The following is a 21,174-nucleotide window of genomic DNA, read 5'->3' on the forward strand; positions in this document are numbered from 1 at the left end:
TGATAGCATTAGCCACTTGTGTGCCGTTGGTTAATGCGCCGCCGGTTGTGGCTGAAATATTGCCTGTGTTGGTTACTGAAAGTGCGGTGGTTTTTGCGTCAAATTTGACATTACCATCGGTACGAGTAACATCGATGGTATCGGTGTCGTTGAGTGAAACCGTTGTGCCGTTACCTACACTGAAGCCTGCATTGGGGGCTTCACTTCCCTCTTTTAGTTTCCACGCCAAATTTTTTAATTGCGACACGTTCACGGCGTCAGTATCCGCTGTGCCTGGGCCAACGTTGGTGATTTTGTCACCGTTCATATTGATACCGCTAGCATTGAGGGTCGGGCCATCGGTGATATTGATGGATTTAAATGTGGCGTTTTCTTTTAAGCCGATGAAAATACCTCGATCAGTGGTAAATGCGCTTAGGTTATCACCTTTATAAACTTGTGCGCTATCGCCACTGCCCAAGGTGATTTGGTCGTTGCTTCCATCTGTTTTTGTGGTGTATACGGAGAAGTTGACATCAGAAGACATTGGCTTGCTTTTGGTCACATAATTATTACCGTTTTTATTGTCCGCACTCCAAATAAAATTGCCTACGCTGGCTGCACCACCGCTTCCGGTGATAGTTACAGTCGTTTTACCATTAGTATCAGTTACGCTAGTCGTAATGCCGTTGGCGCCGACAATTTCAAGGATTTCGTTAGAAAGGGTAACGTTGCCACGAGCGTTATTGTTGCCACTTACACCAAGGGTTAATGAGCGTAGTTGAGCGACGTTTACAGCGTCTGTGTCGTTAGTACCGGCGGCGACACTCGTAATTTGACGTGTGATTGTTGTGCCATTACCAACGGAAACGGCACCTGCGGTTGAGGTTAAAATATTACCTGTTAAATTGGAATAGCTTGTTGCAGCGTTATCTTGCTTCCAGCCTGTTACGCGTGCGGCAACGTTGGCAACAGAGTGGTTACCTAAAGCAACGCTGGTGTCGGCAGTCGCTTGAGCGTTGTTACCTAATGCCGTTGCGCGTTCGCCTGTAGCGTTGGCATTTTCGCCGAATGCAGATGTGCCGGTTTTAGTTGCGCGTGAGCTTTTACCTACCGCCACAGAATAGCCAGCTGATTGAGCATCTGAGCCAAGCGCAACACCGTAATCAGCACTTACGATTGAAGCGTTACCGATAGCGACTGCGCCTTGTCCGCCTTCGCCATTAATGGTTGCACCGGCACCAATTGCGATAGCATCAGTTTTATTGGTTACCCCTCCGCCAATTGCGGTGGCATTTGTTGCACTGGCATTTGAGCCTGTTCCTAATGCTGTGGCATTTACGCCATTGGTTTTAGCCTCACGACCGATTGCTGTTGCATTATTTCCGATAGCTTGGCTGCTCGTACCGATTGCAATTGTGTCTTCATCTTTTGCTTGTGCACCGACCTTAGAATAACTATCATCAGCATCTTTGCTTGTACCTAAAGCAATGGATCTTAGACCTAATGCATTGGCTCCACCACCCAGTGCCGTTGCGTGTTTACTATTTGCAATGGCTTGGCGACCAATAGCAGTTGCTGCAATTCCGTTTGCTTGAGAGGCATACATCATTGCAAGTGCTGAAGTTTGATTTGCTTGGGAAGAAAATCCAAAAGCAACAGAAGCGTAGCCACGAGCTTTGGCTTCTCTACCCATTGCTAAGGACGCCGTGCCAAGAGCTTCTGTATTGTTCGCTTCTTCATTTGAACCAATAGCAACTGAATATTCGCCACCAGCTTTAGCTGCACGACCAATACCTACACCATATAAGCGTTCTACATTGGTTTTATAACCAATTGCAACCGCACCTTCTACCCCTTGTGCTTCTGCACCAAGAATAACTGCGTGGCTACCATTCCCCAGACCTTGAGCACTACCCGGCAAAGCGCCACCATTAACGGTTTTTGCCTTATAACCAATAACAACGTTGCCAGAACCATTATACCCTGATGTGGTTCCCCCAAAGTTTAGGGCGTTAGCCTCATCACCAATGGCAACGTTCGTCCAGTCGTTATTATCTTTTGCTCCGGTTCCTAAGTATGTCGCTAATGCTATATCTGAAGTAAATAAACCTAAACTTAAAATTAGGGAGTTTGTTATATGGTTAAAGTTGAAAATTTTTGATGAAACAGACCCAACAACTTCACTGCGTTGATCTGTTGAAGAAGAGATTTTTCCCTTAGATTTTGCTAATTCAGAGACCACTTCAAGACGATTGGTCGTGCGATTAAATATAATTTTAAATATTTTGTTCATGAACAAGCCTTTTTATATTCTTTATTTATTAAAAACTTAACTGCATATGCATAATAGGCATAGCTATATATGTCGACGCGTAAAAATACCACAAAAGAGGAAGCTGGACAAACCAGCCCATACGATGAAAAAAGAGAGAATTTTGAGAAATGTAAAGAAATGTAAAGATAAAATTGATAAAAAATAGCCATTAGTTTGATAACAAAAACCGATAAATACTAGTAATTTAAAGGGGTTAAGCATTTTTTTGCTATCACTCCGCTTTTGTCATCTTTACACTGTCTTGACAAAACTCGGAATAAATTCGTTATTGATAGGTTTTGACTATTTTACCCCCCCCCAACAACCTATCAATTAACCTATTGATTTTAATTGTGTTTTTTAAGGGGCAAAAATCAGCAAATTTTAGGGATGTTGCCATCATGTTTTGCACTGTGGTGTAAATAACCTAGGCGTGTTTCAAGATAATCTGTTAGAATTGGGGCCTGTTTGTTGTGTTTGAAAGAGACTAAATATGAGGATGAAATGATGGGGAAAATATCGGTTTTAATTTTAGCTAAAAATGAAGAACAAAATATTGAAGATTGTATTCAAACTGTGTTGTTTGCCGATGAAATTATTGTTATTGATGATTTCAGTACAGATAAAACCAAAGAAATTGCAGAGCGTTTAGGCGCGCGTGTTATTCAGCGTAGTATGAATGGGGATTGGGGCGGTCAACAAACCTTTGCTATTGAACAAGCCACCCATAAATGGGTTTTGTTTCTTGATGCCGATGAACGAATTTCTGCCCCATTAGCAGAAGAAATTGTGGCGATGGTTGAAAAGGGGGAAGAGAAAGCCTATTGGATCCGGAGAGAAAATAAATTTCATCATAATAAGGCTACCCATGGTGTTTTGCGTCCTGATTATGTAAACCGTTTATTTCCGGCTAAGGGTTCCTATGTTACAGGCTTTGTTCACCCTACCATTGTTACCCCTTATGAAAATCAAAAATTAAAACAGGTGATGTACCATTATACTTATGATAATTGGAATCAATATTTTAATAAATTTAATAATTATACTAATTTGGCGGCATTAAAAAGCCAAGACCAAGGGAAGCAATGTTCTTTTGTCAAAGATATTCTATTGCGTCCATTATGGGCGTTTATTAAGGTTTATTTTATTAATAAAGGCTTTTTAGATGGCAAATTAGGCTGGATTTTATCTGTTAATCATTATTTTTATACGATGACCAAATATGTCAAACTCTACTATTTAAATAAAGATAATGGGAAACTTTAGGAGCTGTTTATTCATCACGTTGCCCAAAGTAATGTCAGCAAAAATAGAGCGGATGTGACAAATTCGATTAGTCCTACTTGTTTTACCGATAATTTGAAGTGGGGCAAAAATAGGGCGCGGAGTAAAGGGGGAACAAATACCCATGACAAAGCTTCATTCTGCCATAAGATAAACATGCCTATGCATGCGCCATGAAAAATGACCGATCCCCAATAATAATGGGGATTTTTTCGTTCGCGTAACATGGATTTGACATAAAGGGTGACGCCGATAAAAAAGAGCGTTGGGTAAAAGGCGACTTGCCAAATGAGATGATCAAAGCGATACATTGAGAAATAATACGCCGCCATGCCGGCTAAGGCAAAAATGCCAATTCCGGCTAAATCATTTAATATGGCGCGTTCATTTTTGGTTTTTGTGTAGTAAATACTGATTGCCATAAAAGGTAACATGGCGAGACCGAAAAAGACGATATGCCAATTAATCCATAAAACAGGGAGAGAAAAGACCGCACTTGAGCCGGCGTAAATCACTGTCCAGCGGCGATATTCTTGTTTATCTTTAACTTGTGGCTTAAAGAGATTAAGCAATGGATAGCTCATTAAATAGAGCGAAAACCAAGCCAATAATAAAAAAAGGTGGGGCCAAGTAGGGTTGCCTAATAATGTGCCATAGCAAAAGGGCAGTAATGCCATTACAATCGCGCCGTGTTGATTTGAGATAAGGAGTTTCATCGTAAAAAAATGCTTTTTATATGAGGTTGTTTCATTGTATTTACTCGATCAAATTAGTCAATTATTAGGAGGTAAAAATGGCAAATATTCAACGTTTTCATGTCAGCGGACGTTATTGTGAAGTAGCACTTCATCAAGGTGTGGCATATTTTGCCGGTCAAGTACCGGAGAACACACCAAATGGCACAGCATTTGAGCAAACACAAGATGTGTTAAATTTAATCGATCAATTATTGGCTGAGGTAGGTTCAAGCAAAGCCAATATCTTAAATGCGCAAATTTTTCTTGCAGATATGGCGGATTATGCGGAAATGAACCGCGCTTGGGATGCGTGGGTGGACAAGGAAAATGCCCCTTGTCGCGCTTGTGTCGAAGCGAAACTTGCGTTGCCTGAATGGAAAGTGGAAATCGTAATTACGGCGGCTGTGGAATAAATGTAAAGGGCATATATGCCCTACTTACACCGGCCGAATACTTGCCATATCTAACTTGGCATCAAACGCCTGCTGTAGCAGTTTTAATTGTTTATCTTTTTGTAAATCTAAACGCGCCTGTTCGCTTAATTCTTGATAAATCTGACGGCGATGATCTAAAGGGGTAAATAGGTTTTCGTCATCATTAAGCTCAATATCAATGGTGATGTCTGTTTGATAAAACTCACTGAGTTTTTGCTGTAGAACTTCCAGTGATTTTTCGCGAATTAAATGCTGTTGATTTGAACGCAGCCCTAATTTGATATGCTGTGTATCTTTATTTAATAACACGGAATTTAGTACCACTTGTTTGACTAACTTCAAATTGTCTAAATCTAAGGCTTCAATGGTTTTTGCCCATTCATCGCGTTCCGTAGAAAGTTGAATGACTTTTTCAATTAACTCCGGCGTTTTTTCCTGCAAAATCGCTTGTTTAATATCCGATGGGCGAATACCGATTTCCGTATTAGCTAATTCCGGATTGCGCCATTCCCATTGATAACTTTCGTCATTCGCACTGCTCTCTTCATCATCCGCATTGTCTGAGTTTTCGGTTTCTGTCGCTGGGGTTTCCGTTGGTGATGTGGTTGTTAGGGTTGCCAAACGTTCAATTAAATCCGTTTTGCCTTTATTTTTGGGACGCGCTACAATAATGGGTAATTCTTTTAAGCCGTTGTTTTCACTGAGATTAGTGTTTTTTTTTTCGCTGGATGTCGATTGCCCGAGACTTGCACGTAAACGCTCAATTTGATCCATGGCATTTAAGGCAGCTGTCGAAGTTGGCGATGTGGTTGTGGGTGTGGTTGTGGCTGGCATCTCAAAGCCCTGAGCAGGCTGAGCAGTCGGTTGTTGCTGCGCTTTATATTGCGAGCTAATCACCTGCGAATACACAGGCATTTGAACCACTTTTTCTGTTTTTTGCACCGCACTTTCTGACGCTTGGGTAGAAAGTGTTGATGAGATTAATTTGGGATGAAAGGCTAAGGCACGCAATAAGGTCATCTCTGCCCCAACGCGCGGGTTCGGCGCAAATGCCAGTTCTTTACGCCCTGTCACCATAGTTTGATAGAAGAATTGCACATCTTCCGGCGCAATATGGCGGGCCAAAAATCCCAGTTGACTGTCTTCATCAATACGATTAGGCAACAATTGGAGCATGGCGATTTGATGTAATTGTTCCCCCAATTCCACCAATAATTCATCCCAATTTGCCCCTTTTTCTGCTACGGCTTGCACAAGCTGCATCAATTTATCGCCATTCCCTTGTTGTAACGCATACAAGATCTCAATGGACTGATTTTCGTCCAACAAGCCTAACATGGTGTTCACAATATCAAGGGTGATATTCGCATTTGACATGGCAATTGCCTGATCCGTTAAGCTTAAACTATCGCGGATACTGCCTTGTGCGGCTTTGGCTAATTTATCAAGTGCGGTCAATTCAAAGGGAATTTTTTCTTGTTCAAGAATATGCGCCAAATGATGGCTGATCGATTTGGTATCTAACGCCTTCAAATGGAACTGCATGCAGCGAGATAAGATGGTAATCGGTAATTTTTGTGGATCCGTGGTTGCCAATAAAAACTTGACGTATTCAGGCGGCTCTTCCAAGGTTTTTAATAGCGCATTGAAAGAGTGACGAGACAGCATATGGACTTCGTCAATCAAATAAACCTTATAACGCCCTTGTACCGGCTTGTATTGCACGTTATCTAATAATTCGCGTGTGTCTTCGACTTTTGTACGCGAAGCGGCATCAATTTCGATCAGATCGATAAAATGCCCTTCTTCAATGGCTTTACAATGCTCACATTCGCCACAAGGCTCTGCGGTTACGCCATGTACACAATTTAGCCCTTTCGCAAATAAACGCGCAATGGAGGTTTTTCCTACGCCACGGGTGCCTGAAAATAAATAAGCGTGATGCAAACGGTTTTCCTTTAGACTATTCGCCAACGCGGTCAGGATATGCGCCTGTCCGACAACATCGCTAAAGGTTTTTGGTCGCCATTTTCTAGCTAAAACTTGATAACTCACGCTTAATTTTTCCTATTCAAAAGGATTAGTGGCCGTCAAAATCCACTAATGTGAAAGGCTCTACGCCTAATTGACGTAAACGTTCTTCACCACCTAAATCAGGCAAACTGATGACAAATGCAGCATGCTTAACGTTACCGCCCAAACGACTAACCAGCTTAATACAAGCTTCTACTGTGCCCCCTGTTGCTAATAAATCATCAATAATGAGTACATTATCGCCTGCTGAAATCGCATCTGCATGAATTTCTAATTTATCTTCGCCATATTCGAGTTGATATTCCTGAGAAATCACTTCGCGAGGTAGTTTGCCGGGTTTACGCACAAGAATAAAAGGTAAACCAAGCGCAACCGCGACAGGCGCACCGAAAATAAATCCACGAGACTCAGTTCCAATAATTTTAGTAATACCTTGATTTTTAAATTGCTCTGCAATTAAATTCACCGTGGCACAAAAGGCTTCAGGTACTTCAGTCAGGCTCGTGATATCACGGAATAAAATCCCTTCTTTTGGATAATTCGGGATAGATTTAATGGAATTTTTAATCAGTTCTAATTGTTTATTCATAATTAAAAGTCAAAGTGAGGTCAGAATTAGCGCTTTTTTTAAAGCGATTTTAACCTTGGTTAATTAGGCTTGAATCTTATCACAATTAGCGATAAATATCTTCCCCGTTTTTACGGGTTTTTAAGAGCTGTAAAATCCAAACATATTGTTTCGGATCCGGCGTAACAAAACTTTCTATTTCTGTATTCATTGCACGTGCGGATAATACAGGATCATCCGGTAAAGCCATTGGCGGATGAATTTCCATTTCATATTTTCCACGTTCGGCGTTATAGCGTGGGAACATAGGAATCACCACGGCTTTCGATAGTTTCGCCAACTTATTTAACCCGGGTAAAGTCGCTTTGTAAGTAGCAAAAAAATCCACAAATTCACTGGCTTCTTCACCAAAATCTTCATCGGGCAAGTAATATCCCATATCGCCACTTCTCACCATCGAAATAAAGGGTTTAATACCATTTTGACGTGCGTGCATTTTGCCACCGAAGCGTTCCCGTACCGCTGTCCATAACCAGTCAATTAAAGGATCGCGTTGTGGGTTAAACATTGAGGTCATTGGCATACCGTGCGTATGCAAAATGATCCCCGAAGCATCAATTGCCCAGCCATGTGGCACCATTAAAATAATATTTATCCCAGTGGCTTTTGCCTGCTGAATATGTTCAATACCAATAAATTCACTACGACTTTGTAAGCGTTTTTTAGAACGCACCGCAATTTCACCAAATCCCAACAAGACCTGCGCGGCACATTGGTACATTTCCACAATCGTTTGTTCGCGTTTTTCTTCTGACCAATGAGGAAAACATTCGCGTAAGTTAATTTCAGCACGACGGCGAGAACGCGATTGACGCTTAGCGATTAACCGACCAATTGTAGCAGCCATAGCATCTCTAAGGCGAAATGGGATAAAGGCAAAAATAATTAAAAGTCCGACAGCAAGCCAAATTCCCCAAAACTTAGGGCGTAAAAAAGACCATAAAAAACGAGGTTCATACCCCACTTGCCATGTATAACGTTTACTTCTTTCTTCAGACATTAATGAAACCAACCTTGTTCGTATGCCATTTTTGCTGTCATTAAAAATGACATCATGACCACCATTGGACGGATCAATGTTTTACCTTTACTTAATACCATTTTAGCACCGAAATGCGCGCCAAGTACCTGTCCACATAACATAGCCAGCCCAACCGTCCACATAATTTGCCCACCAATTAAAAAACAAATCAAAGAGGCAATATTTGAGGTAAAATTCAGTACCTTAGCATGAGCTGTGGCTTTGGTTAAATTAAAACCTAACAAGGTGATAAACACTAAACTTAAAATCGAGCCTGTCCCCGGACCAAAAAAGCCATCATAAAACCCTATAGTAAATGCTGCCGTTACCGCAAATAGCACTAAGCTCAAACGTTGACGCCGATCTTCATCACCCAATTGCGGCGTGAATAAAAAATACAAACCGATTGCCAGAACTAAAAACGGAATGGCTTTTTTAATCAACGTGCTATCGACCATTTGAATGAGCACCGTACCAATCACCGCACCAATAAAGGTACAAAGCAAAACAAACCACATTTGGCGCAGATCGACTGCTTTTTGGCGAATAAAATATAAACTTGCTGAAAAAGATCCGCCGCAAGCCTGTAATTTATTTGTCCCTAACGCCATGGCTGGGGGCATACCTGTCATCAATAGTGCAGGAATGGTAATTAAGCCACCGCCACCTGCTAAGGCATCAATAAAGCCGGCCACGGCAGCTACGGCAAATAATATTAAGATCAATTCAACACTGATTTCCATTGTGCTGTCCTTTATTTATTTTTTTGTGATGAAATGACTTGTTGGCACATAAAATGTTCTGGTGCAGGTGTTTTCTTCACCGTGGTACTTGGTGCTTTAGGTTCAAACCAAGAATACAACTCGTCACCACAACCATCCCCCATGGGGACAGGATCTTGAGATTCACAGTAAGAGGCCCCCTCAGGACATTCTAAGCGTACATGAAAATGACTATCATGCCCCCACCATGGTCGAATTTTGCGTAACCAATGACGATCTGCTTGTTCTGTTTGACAAAGTTTCAATTTAATAGCCGGATTCACAAAAATACGTGTTACTTGCGGATCTTGTGCGGCTAATTTTATTAAATTGAAATGGTGGCTATTCCAAATTTTTTCATCCACGCGTTGCGTTGCACGATTGACTACAAGCAACCCTTTGCCGTCTGAGTTTTCAGCATCTACTGCCGACATTTCCCCCATGCGCAACCAAATATCAACATCCAATCCCATTTGATGACTCGCATGCCCCGTTAAAAATCGCCCACCGGCCGGCATAGAGATATCACCAATTAACATACTAGGCATACCGGCTTCTTTGACTTTTTTGCCTAAGCGTTTTAAATAATTAATTACATCAGGATGACCATAATAACGATTTTTATTCATACGAATAACCTGATAGCCCTCACCTTTTGCCGGCATAGCTTCTGCACTTAAAATACACCCATTACTATAGGAACCGATAGGTTCTGCTTCACCATTTTGACTGGCTATAGGAGAACGAATTGCCTGCCAATCTGCCGGGGCAGCGATAACAGGCTGAGACATAAAAAGAGTAAAAAAAACAACCGCACTTAAACTTTTCATCATATTCTTCTTGTCAGTTTTAGGATCTATTTACATTGCGCTTTAAATCGCAATAGATGATCTAACAATACGATAGCAACCATCGCTTCTGCAATAGGCACTGCACGAATACCCACACAAGGATCATGACGACCTTTTGTAATTAACTCTACCGGTTCGTTGTTGAGGTTCACTGTACGCCCCGGAATCGTAATACTTGAAGTGGGTTTTAAGGCAATGGTCGCAATAATAGGTTGACCATTACTAATACCACCCAAAATTCCCCCGGCATGATTTGAGAGAAATCCCTCAGGTGTCATTTCATCACGATGTTCAGTCCCTTTTTGGGCGACCACATCAAAACCATCACCAATTTCCACCGCTTTTACCGCATTAATGCCCATTAAGGCATGAGCCAGATCCGCATCTAAGCGATCGAAAACAGGTTCACCTAAACCGACAGGCACATTCTCCGCCACTACGGTTAATTTTGCGCCAATAGAATTCCCTTCTTTTTTCAATGCGCGAATTAAATCATCAAATTTTTCCACCGCACTAGGATCCGGACAAAAGAATGGGTTGTTCGCCACTTGTCCCCAATCAATTTTCGTGACATCTGCCACTGTTTGTGGATCGATTTTGACATGACCGATTTGGCTCAAATACCCGCGCACCTCAATACCAAATTGTTCGCGTAAATATTTTTTCGCAATCGCCCCTGCCGCAACACGCATAGCCGTTTCACGAGCAGACGAACGACCACCACCGCGATAATCACGAATGCCATATTTTTGTTGATAAGTATAGTCCGCATGGCCTGGGCGGAATTTATCCATAATATCGCCATAATCTTTCGAACGCTGATCGGCATTTTTGATGATTAAACCAATACTGGTACCTGTCGTTTTACCTTCAAAAACCCCTGACAAAATCTGTACCTCATCATCTTCACGTCTAGGGGTGGTAAATTGTGAAGTGCCGGGTTTACGGCGATCCAAATCAGGTTGAATATCCGCTTCTGTTAACGCCATATTAGGCGGCACACCGTCAACAATACAACCTAACGCAATTCCATGTGATTCACCAAAAGTTGTTACACGAAAAAGTTGTCCAATGCTATTTCCTGCCATGTTCTATCCTTATGCTAATTTTTCCGAACCCACTTTAAATTCTTCTTGGGTTACAGTGTTTTTAATAAATACGTCTAATTGATTGAACGCAATTTCAATATTGTGTTCAGCAAATAACTCATTAATTCGGCGATTAAGCGCATCAATGGTCCGTGTTCGATCGGAAATTTGTCCCACATAAACGCGCAATTCATGATCCAGTGTGCTTGCCCCAAAGGTCAAGAAGTAAGCGGCCGGCGCAGGATCTTTTAACACTTTCTCATTTTCCGCCGCAGCTTGTAACAACAAACGTTTCGTTAATTCTAAATCTGAACCATAAGCCACACCAACGCGAATCACTAAACGCGTCATTGAACTGGTTAATGCCCAATTCACAATGCGTTCTGTCACAAACGCTTTATTTGGCACAATCACTTCTTTTTTATCAAAATCCAACAAAGTTGTGGCACGAATCTGAATTTTTGAAATTGTCCCTGTAAATTCGCCAATGGTCACTTGGTCACCAATACGTACAGGACGCTCAAATAAAATAATAATGCCCGAAACAAAGTTTGCAAAGATTTCTTGCATACCGAAACCCAAACCAACAGAAAGGGCGGCAAATAACCACTGCAATTTTGACCACGACATCCCTAAAGAACCAAAGGCAAACATACCGCCGAGCGCAATAATACCGTAAGTCAATAAGGTTGTAATGGTATAAGGGGTTCCTTGTGAAAGTTTTACATTGGAAAAAACAAGAACCTCCAACACCCCACCAATATTTCGCACCAGTACCACGGTAACGGTCAAAATAATAATGGCTATCAGTAAGTTCAGCAATGTCACCGCTTCCATAGTGGTGCCGGCATCAGTGGTCACACTTTGTTGCCACAAGGTAATGCCATCCAAATAAAAGGCAACCGTTAACAAATCAGCCCAAACCCAATATAGCATAACAAACAAACCGATCCACAGCACAAAATCCACCATGCGAAGCACTTGGGCTTTAACATCATTGATTGTCAAACTTTCATTTTGATGTTGCAATTCTTTAACAATTTCAACCGCGCTTTCATCTTTGTCTGCGTCTTTTTCTGCCTCCACTTTAGCCTGTAATTGTTCACGTTTTTCACGCAAACGTTTTGCGGCTAAGCGACGTGCTGAAACTTCAAATCCACGATAAACCAAAGCACGTAAAATAATCCATGTAGTAATCGCAAAATAAGTGGCGACGAAATGCTCAATTAACACTAACGCGGTGTAATAGTAACCACTCAAAATTAAAATAATTAAGGCAATGGGTACAAATAACAAAATAATCCGCAATATGCTCAGCATAAAGCTGCTTTTTTTCGCGACACCTTGATATTTTTCAATGGCCTTACGCATTTCAGGTGTAACCATAAAAATCATCAACAACAGCATCCCCACTGCCATTAACTGACCAATTATATCGTAAGCCACCCCTGATTCTAGATGGGTAAAAATAGATGCATTTAACATTAACGCCAAAATCCAACCTGATTTTTTCAAAATTCGGCGGAAATTTTCGTTACTTTCTTTTGGCATTTTAAAATGACGGTAAGCAATGCCGTTCGGTCGTAACAACGCCATCATAAAAGCAAAATACCACCAGTAACCGGCCATTTGCAGCCCCCAACGCCATACAGTAGTCGGTTCTTGAAAGCAGATATAAGTAATAACAATAAATACCGCTAAGAAAATAAAGGTTGTCGGCAAGCTTAAAATCAACGTCCAAAAGATCGCCGTAGGCGTATGCCACTGGCTTTCTGTCTCTAAGCTTTTCATTTGATTGTTAATATCAGTAAGACGTTTTTTGATCTTTTCTTTTTGGCGCGAAATCAACCAAGTCAGAACAAGTAATCCGCCCACAAGAAAGATAGCTAAGGGTAAATTATCACGCCAATTTGAAAAATCAAATTGATTCGCAATGATACGGATTTGCCAACCAACACGAGCTGGCAAATCTTCTACCCATTTCAAACTCATTTCATCGTTACTTTTCACCCAGAAACTTTGTTGCTGCAATTTACTTTGTAGGGTATCACTGATGGTTTGTACTTGTTGCTGATTAAGCTCGATATTGATAGCTAAATTAAGCTGATCATTCATCATCTTAACCGAATCAGTCAGCATTTTATTACGTTCTTGCAAAATTGAAGTCAATTGCGACTTTTCTTTTGTGGTAAAAGTCACCTTATCTGATTTTTCAAGATTGGTGATATAAGCATCAATATCGGTCAGCTTATCCTTAAATTCTGTCACATCAAAAATCTTCACACGCAAATCTGAGATCTGTTTTGACAACCCTTTGACCATTTCATCTTGTGGAAGAAGCTGTTTCTGCTTATTAATGATGCGCGAAAGTACCAATGTTCCTTGCAATGCGCTAATTTGCTCTTCGATGGTACGCTGAGTTTGCTGTAAATTATCAAGTGCTGTTTTAATCCGTAGATTATCCTGAGAAAGTGCATTTAATTGTGTGGTTTGCTCTACCAAACTCTCGGATATACGCGTATTAAAGGCTAATTCTCGTTGAATACTTGGGTTTGTGGTTTCAGCATTCTGTTGAACTTCTGTTGCTTGCTTGGCTTGATTTTGACTTTCTGCTAATTTTTGGTTGTTAATCACCGTTTGTAATGCCGCAAGCTCTTGTTGTGCTTGACTTTGCGCCAAATTTTTCTCGTCCACTTGACTCGCATAAAGCGAAGTCAACTGATCATTAGCAGACAAGGCTAATTGATTATATGCATTATTCGCCCCCAAATACTCTAGCTCAACTTGCAGTTTCGTTTTTAGCGATGGGGTTGAAGTTGTAGCGGTTAACGCCGTATTAATTTCTTGTGTTCTAGTGGCATTAGCCGTTAACGCAGCTTGAACGCGTTCAGGTAAGCTTTTTTGACTGGATAACTGCCCATTAAGTGCGGTTAAATTTTCTTGTATTTTGAGCAAAGCATCTTGTGTCTCAAGCAATTTTTCTTGTAACTCATTGAGTGCCAACTTAGTTAGCTCAGCCTGTAACTGCTCAGGGGATTTTTCACGTTTTTTTAAACGCTCCAAATTTTCTTGGCTCGCTTTCAGTTGAGCCGGGGCATTCGCAATAGCTTTGTTTAGTGCATCTGTTTCATTTTTTTGCTTGGTGATTGAATCCAATAAGGCTAATGTGTCTTCATAATTCTTGACTATTGCCTTATTTGAATCACTTTGCTCTGCTTTTTTTGCTTTATCCAATTCTGTTTGGATGGTTTTCACTGACGGTAAATCCGCTGCTACCGCAGTGATTGAGACAGCAAAAATCAAACTTAACAATAAAAATATCGTTCGCATTCTATTTACCTATATACTGTGTTACTTGTTGTATTAACTCATGGCGCGAAATTTTAATCTGCCCACCATCCTGTTTTTGCAACGGGAAATAAGCCACCGGTTGCTTAAATTTCTCTATTTTACCAGACAACCAAATGCGTAAATTTTCCACCGCACTTTCATTAAAGTCCGTTAGAAATTCCACAAATGCAACCGGACGCTGACCAAATTCTTGGTCATCTTTTGGGACGACATAAACTTGGTTAACATGATGATGTTGAAGTAAAAGTGTTTCAATTTCTTCAGGTTGAATATTCTCACCACCGGAAATAAACATATTATCCTTTCGGCCATGAATGAGTAAATTCTCTCCGTCCCATTCAGCTAAATCTTTTGTTTGGAACCAACCTTGATCATTAACAAAAGGTTTTCGTTTGCCATCGACAAAATAACCTCGTCCCATACCTGCGCCACGTAACCAAATTTCGTCATCAACAATTCTAAATTCTCGCCCGAGCAAAGGTTTGCCCACGCCTAATTTGCCATCACATTTTTTGGCAAATACCGTGGATGCCATTTCAGTCATGCCGTAGCCCACATAAACCTGAATACCACAAGCAAGCAATTTTTGTGTTAACTCGGGCGCGATTGCTGTTCCACCCAATAAAATCGCTTGAATCGCTACCGCACTTTTATCTTTATGTTCAATCAATTCAAGCAAACGCCATGCCTGTGTGGGAACTAAAGAAAGATGTGAAGCTTGTAAACAATCCTCATAAAAATTCTGGCTTGGTAAATGCAACTCCGCGCCTTGTAATAGCCAACGCCACACAATACCTTGACCTGAAACATGGTATAACGGCAACGATAACAACCATGAACTTTGAGCATTAAAATCCATCAATTCACAAACACCCTTGGCATTTTCAAGATGAGCAGAAATATCATGAATCACGGCTTTAGGTAATCCCGTTGAGCCCGATGTCAATGTAAAGGTTCTCGCATACTCAACGGCAATATTGACCGGATTTAATTCAACATCATCCGATTTTGTCCCCTCCTTAAAGGTCATCACAGGAATACTGATTCGTTCTCCTGAGAAAAAAGGAACAAATTCAGGTTGTTCATGAGATAAATCAATCAACAATTCTACTTGATTAGCCAGGCAAAGTGCGGTGGATTTTTCCCGAGAAAACGCCGGATTTAACCCCAATACGCGCATCCCCAAAGAAAGCGCAGCCAAATAGAAAGTGATGTAATCAAGATGATTTCGACCTTGAATTGCAATAATCGATGTTAACCCAACGCCATTTTCACGCAATTTTACAGCATGCGTTGAAATAAGCTGATTCAGCTCTTCCCAAGTAAAAACAGCGCCCTGCGAAAAATCTCGCAAGGCGATGTCATGAGGTTGCGTTCTCGCGTATTGTTGCCAAATAAACATATTAATTTATAACAAAATAGTCACGAACATGATCAATTAGACTTTCCGGCAAGTGCATTTCACGCATCACACCTTCAAGCATAATCATTTTGCGTCCGCTGTTGTTGTTGGTAATCACCCAATACGGTGTATCAGGAATTTGTTTCGGTTTTGTATGATTTCCTGAAGCCAATAATGTCGCTTCATCTCGGGCAAAATAGACTCGAGTTCGCCCCTGAACTTGTTCGCTTTCAATTGCCACGGCAAAACTTTCCGGATTAGTTCGGTAAAGCGCGGTCAAAATACTTAAAAATCGCACTACCGCTTTGGTTTCCTCTTGAAATGAAGCAGAATCCAATAAATTTTGTACTTTTTCTGTTAATTTTTGAATCGCCTGCTCCGGCTGTTTTTTTGAAGTAGATTTTGTGACTTCGGTTGAAACAGACGTTGGGGCGGAAATAATGGCATTTTTTTCTGCACTCTCACGTTGAGGTTGTTTAATATTTTCTGAGGCAGAAAGCGACAACTGTAAATCCAGTGAGTTTGAATTCAAACTAGAGGCAGATAAATTTAAAAGTCGGCGTAAAATATCAGAAGCACTTTCTCCGATTGATTGAGTTTTGCTTGCAATAAATTGATACAGTTCTTCATCCACTTCAATAATTTTCATTTTATTCCCCTTTTCTACTTGATCTGCCACAAGATTTTTCGCATTATACCCACATATTTTGAAAAACGCTATTAAAAAATACAGTATATTATGACTTTAAATTATCAGTTCCAACCGTCAGAACAAGGCTCATCAAAACCCACTTTAGTTTTTTTACACGGGCTTTTTGGCGATTTAAATAATCTCGGTGTCATTGCTCGTGCATTTAGTGAGCAATACTCTATTTTACGCGTTGATCTTCGTAACCATGGGCAAAGTTTTCATTGTGATGAAATGAATTATTCCCTTATGGCGCAAGATCTTATTGAATTACTGACACATTTATCCATTCATCAGGCAATTCTTATCGGTCATTCCATGGGTGGAAAAACAGCAATGACCGCCGCCGCACTGCGCCCTGATTTAGTGGATAAGTTAGTGGTTATTGATATTGCACCGGTGGATTACAACATTGCGCGTTCTCACAATGAACACGCGCAAGAATTTGTCGCGCTTTATGCAGTAAAACAAGCCAATTGCCAAACACGTCAAGAAGCTAAACCCATTTTAGAAAAATACATCAAAGAACCTGCCACTATCCAATTTTTACTCAAGGCATTTGATGCACAACAACAAGATAAAACACGTTTTAATTTAACCGCACTTGAGCAAAATTATTCTCATCTTATGGGCTGGAATTCGCTGTATTACGATAAACCAACCTTATTTATTAAAGGCGGGCAATCCGATTACATTTTAACGGATTACACAGCACAAATTCTTCGCCAATTCCCCAAAGCCACTTCTTTCACAATAGAAAGCGCGCAACACTGGGTTCATGCAGAAAAACCAGAGCTTGTTATTCGCGCGATAACAAGATTTCTTCAATCAAATTAATCATGGTTTAGTGTTTTAATCAAAAGGGAATTATGCTATAGTTCAGGCGAATTTTTTAAATCGGAAAATCATTCTCACCATAAGAATGATTAGCAAATGTATCAATGAATTTGAAATATGGCAAAACAAGACTTAGATTGCATTACATTAGATCTGTTTGCTGATGAACGCCGCGTAGGGCGACCAAAATCAAATCCGTTGAGTCGAGAACAACAAATTCGCATTAATAAGCGTAATCAACTTCGCCGTGATCGCGCCTGTGGATTAAAGCGGATTGAATTGAAGTTACATACGCATTTAGTTCGGCAATTAGAAGAACGCGCGATACGACAAGGGCTCAGCCGAGCTGAACTCATTGAAAATATCTTACAAACTCATTTAAATATTCAATCAAAATAGGACAAAAAAATGGCTATCGTTGGTTTATTTTATGGTAGCGATACAGGTAATACTGAAAACATCGCGAAAATGATCCAAAAACAATTAGGTAATGAATTAGTTGACATTCGTGACATCGCTAAAAGCACAAAAGAAGATATCGAAGGCTACGATTTCTTATTATTCGGCATCCCGACTTGGTATTATGGTGAAGCTCAAGCGGACTGGGACGATTTCTTCCCTACTTTAGAAGGCATTGATTTCACAGACAAATTAGTAGCTATTTTTGGTTGCGGTGACCAAGAAGACTATGCCGATTATTTCTGCGATGCCATGGGAACCGTTCGCGATATCGTTGAAGCACGCGGTGCTATCATTGTGGGTCAAACTTCAACAGAAGGCTATACCTTTGAAGCATCAAAAGCACTCAATGATGAGAATACATTCGTAGGTTTATGTATCGATGAAGATCGCCAACCTGAATTAACTTCAGCACGTGTTGAAAACTGGGTTAAACAAATTTACGATGAAATGTGTTTAGCTGAACTTGCATAAGGAGCTGGCAATGTCAGAAGAAAACATCAAGTTACTGAAAAAAGCGGGGTTAAAGATTACTGAACCACGCCTAACCATTTTGGCATTGATGCAAGAAAATCACATGCAACATTTTTCAGCGGAAGATGTGTACAAATTGCTGCTCAGCAAAGGGGAAGAAATTGGTTTAGCCACTGTCTATCGTGTTCTAAATCAATTTGACGAAGCCAAAATCTTGATGCGTCATAATTTTGAAGGCAATAAATCTGTTTTTGAATTAGCCCCTACCGAACATCATGATCACATCATTTGTATCGATTGCGGTAAGGTTTTTGAGTTCAACGATAAAGTTATCGAAGATCGCCAAAAAGAAATCAGTAAAGAGCATGGTATTCAATTAGAGACTCATAGCTTGTACTTATATGGTAAATGTACTGATATCGAAAAATGCGATAAATAATCAGTATAGTGATTAAAAATAAAGGACTAAATTTTGTGTTTTGCAAGGTTTAGTCCTTTTAGTTTGAAACCCAAAAAAGATTTCAATTCCCCCGCTCAACAACTTAACTTGCTCATTTACCCGCAATGTCACTTCATCAATCCCATTCTCGCATTTTATTCTCACATCAAAACCACAAGAATAAATTAAAAGAAAAATATTTTATTTTGAAATATTTTTCTTATTTTGTGATCTATATCACAGTTATTGTTCTCATTTTAAATTACCATTACCGCCAATGATTAAGTATTACTCATTCATTAATGAATTAATCAGAGACAAATTCTTTCAAACTGAAACTTATGAGGTTGTATTATGGAATACATCACACATGGCGCGGAATGGTTCATTGGACTGTTTCAAAAAGGTGGCGAAACCTTTGTCGGAATGATAATGGGGATCTTGCCATTACTTATCTCACTTCTCGTTGTTATGAATGCCTTGATTAAATTTGTTGGTCAAGAACGTATTGAACGCCTAGCACAACGTAGTGCGGGTAACCCTATCTCTCGTTATTTGATTTTACCTGTTATCGGCACATTCGTTTTTTGTAATCCGATGACATTAAGTCTTGGTCGTTTTTTACCTGAGTATTACAAACCAAGTTACTACGCGGCTGCATCTTATAGCTGCCATAGCATGAACGGCTTATTCCCACATATTAATCCAGGTGAATTATTTGTTTACCTTGGTATTGCAAATGGGCTAACCACTTTAGGCTTACCTCTTGGTCCACTTGCAGTGAGCTATCTATTAGTGGGTATGGTGACCAATTTCTTCCGTGGTTGGATTACTGACTTTACCACTGCATTCTTTGAAAAACGCATGGGTATTACCTTAGATCGAACTGTTAATTTAAGTAAATAATTCAGTGTGGCGTTGAGCCAAGATAAAGAAATTTGAGCATTGGCTCAACTTAAGCAGGAGTAACAAATTATGACAAAATCCATTTATATTGAAAAAGGTAATGGTGGTTGGGGTGGTCCTTTAACATTACCAATTATTGAAGGAAAAAAAATTCTTTATATGACTGCAGGCACTCGTCCAAGTATTGTTGACAAACTGGTGGAATTGACTGGATGGGAAGCGGTAGATGGTTTCAAAAATGGCGAACCTGAAGCAGAAGAAATCGGTATTGCGATCATTGATTGCGGAGGTGTATTACGTTGTGGTTTATATCCAAAACGCCGTATTCCAACAATTAATATTCATGCTACAGGAAAATCAGGTCCGCTTGCGGAATTTATTGTGGAAGATATTTATGTTTCTGCAGTAAAAGACAACAACATCAAATTGATTGATGCAGATATTCCCCTTTCAGAACCTGCGTCAGCACCTAAAGTGGAAAAAAGTGCGGTCAAAGATTACGACAGTTCGAAAAAAATTACTGAACAAAGTGATGGTTTGCTTGCGCGTATTGGTATGGGAATGGGGTCTATCGTTGCCGTATTTTTCCAAGCGGGGCGAGACACTATTGATACCGTATTAAAAACCATTCTGCCATTTATGGCATTCGTTTCCGCATTAATCGGGATCATCATCGCATCAGGCTTAGGTGACTGGATTGCACATGGTTTAACGCCACTTGCTAGCAGCCCTATTGGGTTAGTGACACTGGCTCTTATCTGCTCATTCCCATTACTTTCTCCATTCTTAGGGCCAGGTGCAGTCATTGCTCAAGTCATTGGTGTGCTTGTAGGAGTTCAAATTGGTTTAGGCAATATTCCGCCTGCTCTTGCGCTGCCAGCATTATTTGCCATTAATGCTCAAGCCGCTTGTGACTTCATACCGGTAGGTCTTTCTATGGCGGAAGCTAAACAAGATACTGTTCGCGTCGGTGTACCTTCTGTATTAGTGAGCCGTTTCTTAACAGGCGCGCCAACCGTATTGGTAGCTTGGGCGGTATCTGCCTTTATTTATCAATAAATAACAAGGTGGGCTTGCTCGCCCACCCATTCTAGAAGTAATAAGGAAAGCGAAAATGACAATTCTTTATCAAACTCAATTTACTAAAGTAGGCAATTTCGCACGCGATGCACTGGCGGAAAATATGTTGATCACCTTTAAACAAGGTGCACCTGCTGATTTAGAAGATTACTGCTTTATTCATAGCCACGGTGAACTTACCTCGGATTTACAAGTAGGCGATATTGCCGAATTTGATGGTGTCACTTATCCCATTACAGCGGTTGGCGACGTAGCAAGCTTTAATTTGAAAGAACTGGGCCATGTCACTTGGCGATTTGATGGCGCAACCACGGCTGAATACCCAGGAACGATTCACGTACTTGGTGAAATACCAAGTGCAGTCAAAGAAAATAGCGTTTTGAAAATTAAACGTGCTGAATGAT

At 40.5% G+C, this 21,174-nt stretch carries 20 protein-coding genes; 9 read left to right on the top strand and 11 right to left on the bottom strand.

Annotation, left to right across the window (positions count from 1 at the left end):
• Window positions 1-2,275: ESPR-type extended signal peptide-containing protein (locus tag Q0O89_RS06190; RefSeq protein WP_293730852.1), on the bottom strand; the 2,275-nt coding region annotated here is incomplete at its 3' end.
• 525 nt (window positions 2,276-2,800) lie between these two features.
• Here Q0O89_RS06190 and Q0O89_RS06195 point away from each other — a divergent pair.
• On the top strand, window positions 2,801-3,562 hold the full coding sequence (locus Q0O89_RS06195) for a glycosyltransferase family 2 protein (RefSeq protein WP_293730853.1): 762 nt from the start codon (window positions 2,801-2,803) through the stop codon (window positions 3,560-3,562).
• 14 nt (window positions 3,563-3,576) lie between these two features.
• On the opposite strand, the gene Q0O89_RS06200 is transcribed toward Q0O89_RS06195, so the two are convergent.
• Window positions 3,577-4,296, bottom strand: a complete 720-nt coding sequence (locus Q0O89_RS06200; protein WP_293730854.1) for a YwiC-like family protein — start codon at window positions 4,294-4,296, stop codon at window positions 3,577-3,579.
• A gap of 77 nt (window positions 4,297-4,373) precedes the next feature.
• Between Q0O89_RS06200 and Q0O89_RS06205 the strand changes: the two genes are divergently transcribed.
• Window positions 4,374-4,730, top strand: a complete 357-nt coding sequence (locus Q0O89_RS06205; RefSeq protein WP_293730855.1) for a RidA family protein — start codon at window positions 4,374-4,376, stop codon at window positions 4,728-4,730.
• A 24-nt stretch (window positions 4,731-4,754) separates the two neighbouring features.
• On the opposite strand, the gene dnaX is transcribed toward Q0O89_RS06205, so the two are convergent.
• The 9 genes from dnaX to seqA all read right to left on the bottom strand — a co-directional run bounded on the left by dnaX (window position 4,755) and on the right by seqA (window position 16,536).
• Window positions 4,755-6,806, bottom strand: coding sequence for a DNA polymerase III subunit gamma/tau (gene dnaX / locus Q0O89_RS06210; RefSeq protein ID WP_293730856.1), 2,052 nt, complete (start codon window positions 6,804-6,806; stop codon window positions 4,755-4,757).
• A 25-nt stretch (window positions 6,807-6,831) separates the two neighbouring features.
• Complete coding sequence (gene apt / locus Q0O89_RS06215; protein ID WP_293730857.1) at window positions 6,832-7,374, bottom strand: adenine phosphoribosyltransferase; 543 nt, start codon at window positions 7,372-7,374, stop codon at window positions 6,832-6,834.
• Window positions 7,375-7,459: 85 nt separating this feature from the next.
• Entirely contained in the window at window positions 7,460-8,413 is a 954-nt protein-coding gene (gene lpxM, locus Q0O89_RS06220; protein WP_293730858.1) for a lauroyl-Kdo(2)-lipid IV(A) myristoyltransferase, read from the bottom strand.
• Window positions 8,413-9,177: a TSUP family transporter gene (locus Q0O89_RS06225; RefSeq protein WP_293730860.1), complete on the bottom strand. Its 765-nt coding sequence runs from the start codon at window positions 9,175-9,177 to the stop codon at window positions 8,413-8,415. Before Q0O89_RS06225 ends, lpxM begins: the two co-directional genes overlap by 1 nt.
• An 11-nt stretch (window positions 9,178-9,188) precedes the next feature.
• Window positions 9,189-10,028: a penicillin-insensitive murein endopeptidase gene (mepA, locus tag Q0O89_RS06230; protein WP_293730861.1), complete on the bottom strand. Its 840-nt coding sequence runs from the start codon at window positions 10,026-10,028 to the stop codon at window positions 9,189-9,191.
• A 23-nt stretch (window positions 10,029-10,051) separates the two neighbouring features.
• Complete coding sequence (aroC, locus tag Q0O89_RS06235; protein ID WP_293730862.1) at window positions 10,052-11,134, bottom strand: chorismate synthase; 1,083 nt, start codon at window positions 11,132-11,134, stop codon at window positions 10,052-10,054.
• Between the two features lie 9 nt (window positions 11,135-11,143).
• A complete protein-coding gene (gene mscK, locus Q0O89_RS06240; protein WP_293730863.1) occupies window positions 11,144-14,464 on the bottom strand; it encodes a mechanosensitive channel MscK in 3,321 nt (1,106 codons plus the stop codon).
• Between the two features lies 1 nt (window position 14,465).
• On the bottom strand, window positions 14,466-15,887 hold the full coding sequence (gene menE, locus Q0O89_RS06245; RefSeq protein ID WP_293730864.1) for an o-succinylbenzoate--CoA ligase: 1,422 nt from the start codon (window positions 15,885-15,887) through the stop codon (window positions 14,466-14,468).
• A gap of 1 nt (window position 15,888) precedes the next feature.
• Window positions 15,889-16,536, bottom strand: coding sequence for a replication initiation negative regulator SeqA (seqA, locus tag Q0O89_RS06250; RefSeq protein ID WP_293730866.1), 648 nt, complete (start codon window positions 16,534-16,536; stop codon window positions 15,889-15,891).
• 90 nt (window positions 16,537-16,626) lie between these two features.
• On the opposite strand from seqA, the gene Q0O89_RS06255 reads away from it, so the two are divergent.
• The 7 genes from Q0O89_RS06255 to srlB all read left to right on the top strand — a co-directional run bounded on the left by Q0O89_RS06255 (window position 16,627) and on the right by srlB (window position 21,173).
• Window positions 16,627-17,412: an alpha/beta fold hydrolase gene (locus Q0O89_RS06255; RefSeq protein ID WP_293730867.1), complete on the top strand. Its 786-nt coding sequence runs from the start codon at window positions 16,627-16,629 to the stop codon at window positions 17,410-17,412.
• Between the two features lie 117 nt (window positions 17,413-17,529).
• On the top strand, window positions 17,530-17,811 hold the full coding sequence (ybfE, locus tag Q0O89_RS06260; RefSeq protein WP_135709433.1) for a LexA regulated protein: 282 nt from the start codon (window positions 17,530-17,532) through the stop codon (window positions 17,809-17,811).
• Between the two features lie 9 nt (window positions 17,812-17,820).
• Window positions 17,821-18,345 carry a flavodoxin FldA gene (fldA, locus tag Q0O89_RS06265; protein WP_293730868.1) on the top strand — a complete coding sequence of 175 codons (525 nt, stop codon included), beginning with the start codon at window positions 17,821-17,823 and terminating at the stop codon, window positions 18,343-18,345.
• 10 nt (window positions 18,346-18,355) lie between these two features.
• The gene (gene fur, locus Q0O89_RS06270; RefSeq protein ID WP_135709431.1) at window positions 18,356-18,784 is read left to right on the top strand and encodes a ferric iron uptake transcriptional regulator; all 429 of its coding nucleotides are present in this window, start codon (window positions 18,356-18,358) and stop codon (window positions 18,782-18,784) included.
• Between the two features lie 351 nt (window positions 18,785-19,135).
• Window positions 19,136-19,690: a glucitol/sorbitol-specific PTS transporter subunit IIC gene (gene srlA, locus Q0O89_RS06275; RefSeq protein WP_135709430.1), complete on the top strand. Its 555-nt coding sequence runs from the start codon at window positions 19,136-19,138 to the stop codon at window positions 19,688-19,690.
• 69 nt (window positions 19,691-19,759) lie between these two features.
• Entirely contained in the window at window positions 19,760-20,749 is a 990-nt protein-coding gene (locus Q0O89_RS06280) for a PTS glucitol/sorbitol transporter subunit IIB (RefSeq protein ID WP_115636784.1), read from the top strand.
• 55 nt (window positions 20,750-20,804) lie between these two features.
• A complete protein-coding gene (srlB, locus tag Q0O89_RS06285) occupies window positions 20,805-21,173 on the top strand; it encodes a PTS glucitol/sorbitol transporter subunit IIA (protein ID WP_293730870.1) in 369 nt (122 codons plus the stop codon).
• Window position 21,174: the final 1 nt, after the last annotated feature.

It is taken from the genome of uncultured Actinobacillus sp. (assembly GCF_945915845.1).
Taxonomy (GTDB): Bacteria; Pseudomonadota; Gammaproteobacteria; order Enterobacterales; family Pasteurellaceae; genus Exercitatus.